The organism is Ruminococcus sp. (assembly GCF_017650195.1).
GTDB lineage: Bacteria > Bacillota > Clostridia > Oscillospirales > Ruminococcaceae > Ruminococcus.
The window spans coordinates 1-5,504 of record NZ_JAGCFH010000208.1; the positions used below are offsets into that span (position 1 = coordinate 1).

Consider the following 5,504-nt stretch of genomic DNA (forward strand, 5'->3'; position numbering starts at 1 on the left):
CCATGAGAATATTCATCTGAATACCGACTTTTTTCATTTTCTTTTCCATACAATGCACTCCTTACTATTTTAATACGTTGAGCCGTTCAATGTTGATATCCTCAGTACCAGTCATCTGACAGCCTTTTTCCTTAGCGTATTTGATGTATTCAATTATTTCGGGAGTAATAAGCTCTCCGGGAGCAAGGATCGGAATTCCAGGAGGATAGCACATTACAAATTCCGTGCAGACTTTTCCTGCTGATTCATCAAGAGGAAGTGATACTTTCTCCGCGTAGAATGCTTTTCTCGGAGCTTCAGTAACAACAGGTGATATATACTCGTGACTAAGCATGTCTGCTCCGGTTCTGCTGAAACGGCGTTTTATCTCTGACATAGCGCTTATAAGTCGTTCTATGTCGCGTTTCCTGTCTCCAACAGATATGTATGCGAGGATATTGCCGATGTCACCGAATTCGATTTGAATATCGTATTCGTCACGGAGCAGGTCATATACCTCGATCCCTGCAAGTCCTATCGGTAGCGTGAATACGCTGAGTTTAGAAACATCGAAGTCAAATATACTGTCTCCGTTTATTAGTTCACGGGAATACGCATAGTAACCGCCGATATCATTTATCTCAGAACGAGCGTACTCAGCCATCTCAACTGTCTGGGCAAATATTTCCTTTCCTCCGAGTGCGAGTCTCTTCCTTGAAATATCAAGGCTTGACAGCAGGAGATATGATGCGCTTGTAGTTTGCGTCAGATTTATAACTTGACGCATGTAATCTGCGTTAACTTTTTCTCCCATGAGAAGGAATGAACTCTGTGTCAGGCTTCCACCTGATTTATGCATGCTGACTGAAGCTATATCAGCTCCGGCTGCCATTGCTGTTAACGGGAAGTTATCTCCGAAATAGAAGTGAGTGCCGTGAGCTTCATCAACAAGTACAAGCATACCATGAGCATGTGCAAGATCAGTAATTCGATTGAGATCTGAACATATGCCATAATAGGTAGGATTGTTTACCATTATCGCTTTTGCGTCAGGATTATCCTTGATAGCCTGTTCAACCTGAGATACAGACATACCCAGAGCAATTCCAAGCTGTTTGTTTACATCTGGATTTACATATACCGGGACAGCTCCGGTTAGAATCAAAGCATTGATAGCACTTCGGTGAACATTTCTCGGCATTATGATCTTGTCGCCTTCCTTGCAGGCATACATGATCATGCTTTGAACTGCTGATGTAGTTCCGCCAACCATGAAAAAAGCGTTAGCGGCTCCGAACGCCTGAGCGGCAAGCATTTCTGCGTCTTTAATTACTGATACAGGGTGGCAGAGATTGTCGAGCGGCTTCATTGAGTTGACATCGACATTCATGCAGTCTTCACCGAGAAATTCGGTGAGCTCCATGTTTCCTCTTCCACGTTTGTGGCCGGGAACATCAAATGGTACGACTCTCATGCGTCTGAATTTGCGGAGAGCCTCATATATAGGAGCATTTACCTGAGAGAGCTCAGTCATTTCCGTACACGTTCCTTCCGCTGAATATTTCAATCATTTCTTTCCTCAGAGCATTTGTTATATCAAGTCTGCTTCTGGGAGGAAGCTCATGGACATCCGTATTGAAGAGATAGTTCTGAAGAATGATGTCCTTGATAAGCATTTTAGTATGGAACATATTTGCCTGATAAACATTTATGTCAACTGCATCATATTTATCAAGTATGGATGTGTCGATATAGTTCTGGATAGATGTTATATCATGGTCTATGAATAATTTTTCTCCATCGAGGTTACGCGTAAAACCACGAACACGATAATCCATTGTGATTATATCCGAGTCAAAGCTTCCAATAAGATAGTCAAGTGCGGTAAGAGGTGTGATTTTACCGCAGGTAGCAACATCTATATCTACACGGAATGTTGCAATACTTGTGTCGGGGTGATACTCGGGGTAAGTGTGAACAGTTACATGACTCTTGTCAAGATGAGCGACGATTTCGTTTCCGCCTGCAGGTACCATTGTATCGTCAGCTATCAGGAATGTTGCGGATGCACCCTGAGGGTCATAATCCTGTCGGGATACACTTAGTACCTGAGCACCTATCATCTCGGTGAGGTGAGTCATGATGTCAGTGATTCGTTCAGAGTTGTACTGCTCATCAACATATGCAATATATTCAAGCTGGGCCTTTGGAGTCTTTGCGTAACACACATCATATATATTGAAACTGAGCGATTTTGTAAGGTTATTGAAACCGTAAAGCTTAAGTTTGTTTTCCATAATACACACCTCAAAAAATAAAAAACGTACAGACTGATCAGCCTGTACGTGTAAGGATAGCACTGCGATAGCGCGGCGTGACTTCCAAGTGGTTTCAGAGAGTCTATATAAGCAAAGATACCTTTTACTACTCTTATTGACCTTTCACAAGCTGAGAACTTATAAAAACAATAAGGCAACAGAAGTTGCCAGCCGAATTGGAAATCCGGCGGTCGGCATTTGACCCGCTGTCCGTATGGCGTTTACCCCCGTTTGGCGGGAGTGGTCAAAGATCTTGCTCTGAAACCGAAGCTTCGCTGCAATTTTATTTATTTTACCATAAAATGAGTTCTTTGTCAATAGAAAAAGTACTTTTCCTTAACAAAAAATGTATAGAGAATTATTGGTCGTCAGCTGCGTAAAAACTTGATCGCAAGGAATATGAGAAGTAGTATCTGCCATAAAAGACCAGCAATGTTTATCACCCAGAAATACCAGTGCTTTGTTTTGTGCCTGAAGAGCTTCATTCCGGCGAGAGCACCAGCTGCTCCTCCAAAAAAACCGAAACCAAGTAGAGTAGCTTCCTTTGTTCGCCACTTCTTCTTTTCTGCCTTGACCTTATCGACTTTATATAGGATAAGCGCTATGAGTGACATAAGCGCAAAGAAAACTACGGCACCCAGCAATAAATACTTTTCCATTTTATTCCTCCTGTTCACTTACACTGAAATCTGCGTCAAGAGTGCAGTAAATCTCGTATTCAGGGTAAGCGGTTTTGATTTTATTGATGACTTCATTATAAACAGCGTCTCTGTCAGGCGCGTCAAAACTAATTATGATATCGAACTGTATTCTCTTCTGTTCCTTATCAAGGTAGAATCCATGTGCTTCAAGAACGTGTTGAACTGACATAGCCATATTGTAGATATTGCATCTCAGCTCTTTTTCATTTTCATCCAAATCATTGTATGTGTAAACGCTCAGTGCAGTAAGTATTATTCCATGACGGACGTAAAGCTCAAGTGCAATCTGGCGCTGAAGCTGATCAATTTCACGAGCGGATAGAGTATCTGGGACTTCTATATGACCTGAGCAGTTGAATTTGTCAGGACCATAATCATGGAAGATGAGGTCGTACACTCCGCGTACCTGTGGAAATGAAAGTATGCATTCTTTTACTTTACGTGCTGTTTCAACGCTTACTCTTTGTCCCAGCAGATGCGAGATAGTTGCGGTGAGCATCTCAATACCGGTCTTGATGATTATAATTGAAATTACAGCACCGAGCCATGCTTCAAGGCTTATATGCCATATTATGAAGATTATAGCTGCAGCAAGAGTAGAGGCGGAGATTATGGAATCCATAAGAGCATCCGTGCCGGAGTTTACAAGAGAATCAGAGTTAACACGCTTTCCTGTTTTCTTAACAAAGGTACCAAGCAGTATCTTAACTATTATCGCAACAGTTACTATAATTATTGCTGCAGCTGAATAGTCTGGAGTATCCGGATTTATTATCTTTTTGACTGATTCTACAAATGAAGTGATACCGGCGTACAAGATGATAACTGCTATTATCATTGAGCTGAGGTATTCGGCTCTTCCATGTCCCCAGGGATGTTTTCGGTCAGGTTGCTTTTTTGCAAGCTTTGTACCGATTATTGTGATTAGTGAAGAGGCGACGTCGCTCATATTATTAACTGAGTCAAGAGTGATGGCAATAGAATTGGACAATAGTCCGACGATCGCTTTGAATGATGCGAGAAATACGTTAGCGATAATTCCGATTATGCTGGTCCTGACTATTGTTTTTTCTCTTTTTTGTTCTTCTAGTGAGTGAGTGCTGATTATGTCCGATGACAATGAATTCACCGCCTTAAATTAAGTTGCCTATATTATATCAAAACAGAGTGTGTATTTCAATAGGAAAATGTAAGCGAATACAAATAATTCTTGCTTTTTTTCTTATGGTGTGATATACTTAAACATACTTGATTGATTGGAAAGGAAAGTTATTCTTGAGATCTGATTTCTTGCGAGGTATGAATCATGGAATACCTATCGCACTTGGATATTTGTCGGTATCATTTGGTTTTGGCATTCTGGCTGTTGAAAGCGGTTTGTCAGTTTTTCAGTCTTCAATGATATCTGCTACTAACCTTACTTCAGCTGGTCAGATCGCCGGTGTAGGAGTTATAGCAGCTAGTGGTACTCTACTGGAAATGATACTTGTTCAGTTGGTTATCAATATACGATATTCACTAATGGCTTTGTCACTGTCACAGAAACTTGACAAAACCTTTACTACTCCACATCGTCTGGTTTCTTCATATGGTATCACGGACGAGATATTTGCAGTATGCTCTGCACAGCCTGGTATGATTACTCCTGCATATATGTACGGAATGATACTGATAGCTATGATCGGATGGGTGCTTGGTACGTTCCTTGGAGCATCGGCAGGGGAGATACTTCCTGATTCTGTGACCGCAGCGATGGGCATTGTATTATATGGTATGTTTCTCGCTATAATAATACCTCCCTCACGGAAAAAGAAAAGTGTTCTTTTCGTTACGGTTTTAGCTGCACTTTTAAGTATTCTTTTCAAGTATGTTTTGACTATGGTTTCAGGTGGATTTGCTGTTATAATATGTGCCATAGTGGCAGCTGGTCTTGGAGCACTGCTCTTCCCTGTGTCAGATGATGAAGAGGAGGCTGAATCATGACGGTTGCAGTATACGTTTTTGTAATGGCTGTAGTTACGTACTTGATAAGAATGGTCCCTTTTACTTTTTTCAGAAAGAAGATTAAATCTAAATATGTAAGAAGCTTCTTAAAATATATACCATATGCTGTATTAAGTGCGATGACAATTCCTGCTATCTTCACTAGTACAGGAAATGTCATAACTTCTGTTGTAGGCACAATAGTTGCATTGATTCTGGCTTTCTTTGACCTTCCACTAATTGTTGTTGCTATGGCAGCTTCGCTTGCTGCTTTTCTTACAGGACTATTGTTATGAATATTGCTGTCGGCTTATGCCGACAGCAATACTTGTGTAGGGACAATTCAGTAAGTGAAAACAATATTTTGTTATAAAATAAATATTATTATCTTGCTATTGACTTTAATTTTGATTTGTAGTATAATAATTTTTGTGATTTGCGAGTGTGCTGGAATTGGCAGACAGGCACGTTTGAGGGGCGTGTGTCGACAGACGTATGGGTTCAAGTCCCATTACTCGCACCA

The 5,504-nt window shown here is 40.9% G+C and carries 6 protein-coding genes and 1 tRNA gene; 3 read left to right on the top strand and 4 right to left on the bottom strand.

Annotation, left to right across the window (positions count from 1 at the left end):
* Nucleotides 1–64 precede the first annotated feature (64 nt).
* From J6U00_RS09670 to J6U00_RS09685, 4 genes are all read right to left on the bottom strand, one after another.
* On the bottom strand, nt 65–1,513 hold the full coding sequence (locus tag J6U00_RS09670) for an aminotransferase class I/II-fold pyridoxal phosphate-dependent enzyme (RefSeq protein WP_296581370.1): 1,449 nt from the start codon (nt 1,511–1,513) through the stop codon (nt 65–67).
* Nucleotides 1,506–2,276, bottom strand: coding sequence for an adenosylmethionine decarboxylase (gene speD, locus J6U00_RS09675; protein WP_296581362.1), 771 nt, complete (start codon nt 2,274–2,276; stop codon nt 1,506–1,508). Before speD ends, J6U00_RS09670 begins: the two co-directional genes overlap by 8 nt.
* A 389-nt stretch (nt 2,277–2,665) precedes the next feature.
* Nucleotides 2,666–2,956, bottom strand: a complete 291-nt coding sequence (locus tag J6U00_RS09680) for a DUF1294 domain-containing protein (protein ID WP_296581364.1) — start codon at nt 2,954–2,956, stop codon at nt 2,666–2,668.
* A 1-nt stretch (nt 2,957) separates the two neighbouring features.
* Complete coding sequence (locus tag J6U00_RS09685) at nt 2,958–4,118, bottom strand: cation diffusion facilitator family transporter (RefSeq protein WP_296581367.1); 1,161 nt, start codon at nt 4,116–4,118, stop codon at nt 2,958–2,960.
* A gap of 179 nt (nt 4,119–4,297) precedes the next feature.
* On the opposite strand from J6U00_RS09685, the gene J6U00_RS09690 reads away from it, so the two are divergent.
* From J6U00_RS09690 to J6U00_RS09700, 3 genes are all read left to right on the top strand, one after another.
* A complete protein-coding gene (locus J6U00_RS09690) occupies nt 4,298–4,981 on the top strand; it encodes an AzlC family ABC transporter permease (RefSeq protein ID WP_296581368.1) in 684 nt (227 codons plus the stop codon).
* Nucleotides 4,978–5,277, top strand: a complete 300-nt coding sequence (locus J6U00_RS09695; RefSeq protein WP_296581369.1) for an AzlD domain-containing protein — start codon at nt 4,978–4,980, stop codon at nt 5,275–5,277. Before J6U00_RS09690 ends, J6U00_RS09695 begins: the two co-directional genes overlap by 4 nt.
* Before the next feature lie 142 nt (nt 5,278–5,419).
* Nucleotides 5,420–5,504: transfer RNA gene (locus tag J6U00_RS09700), tRNA-Leu, on the top strand.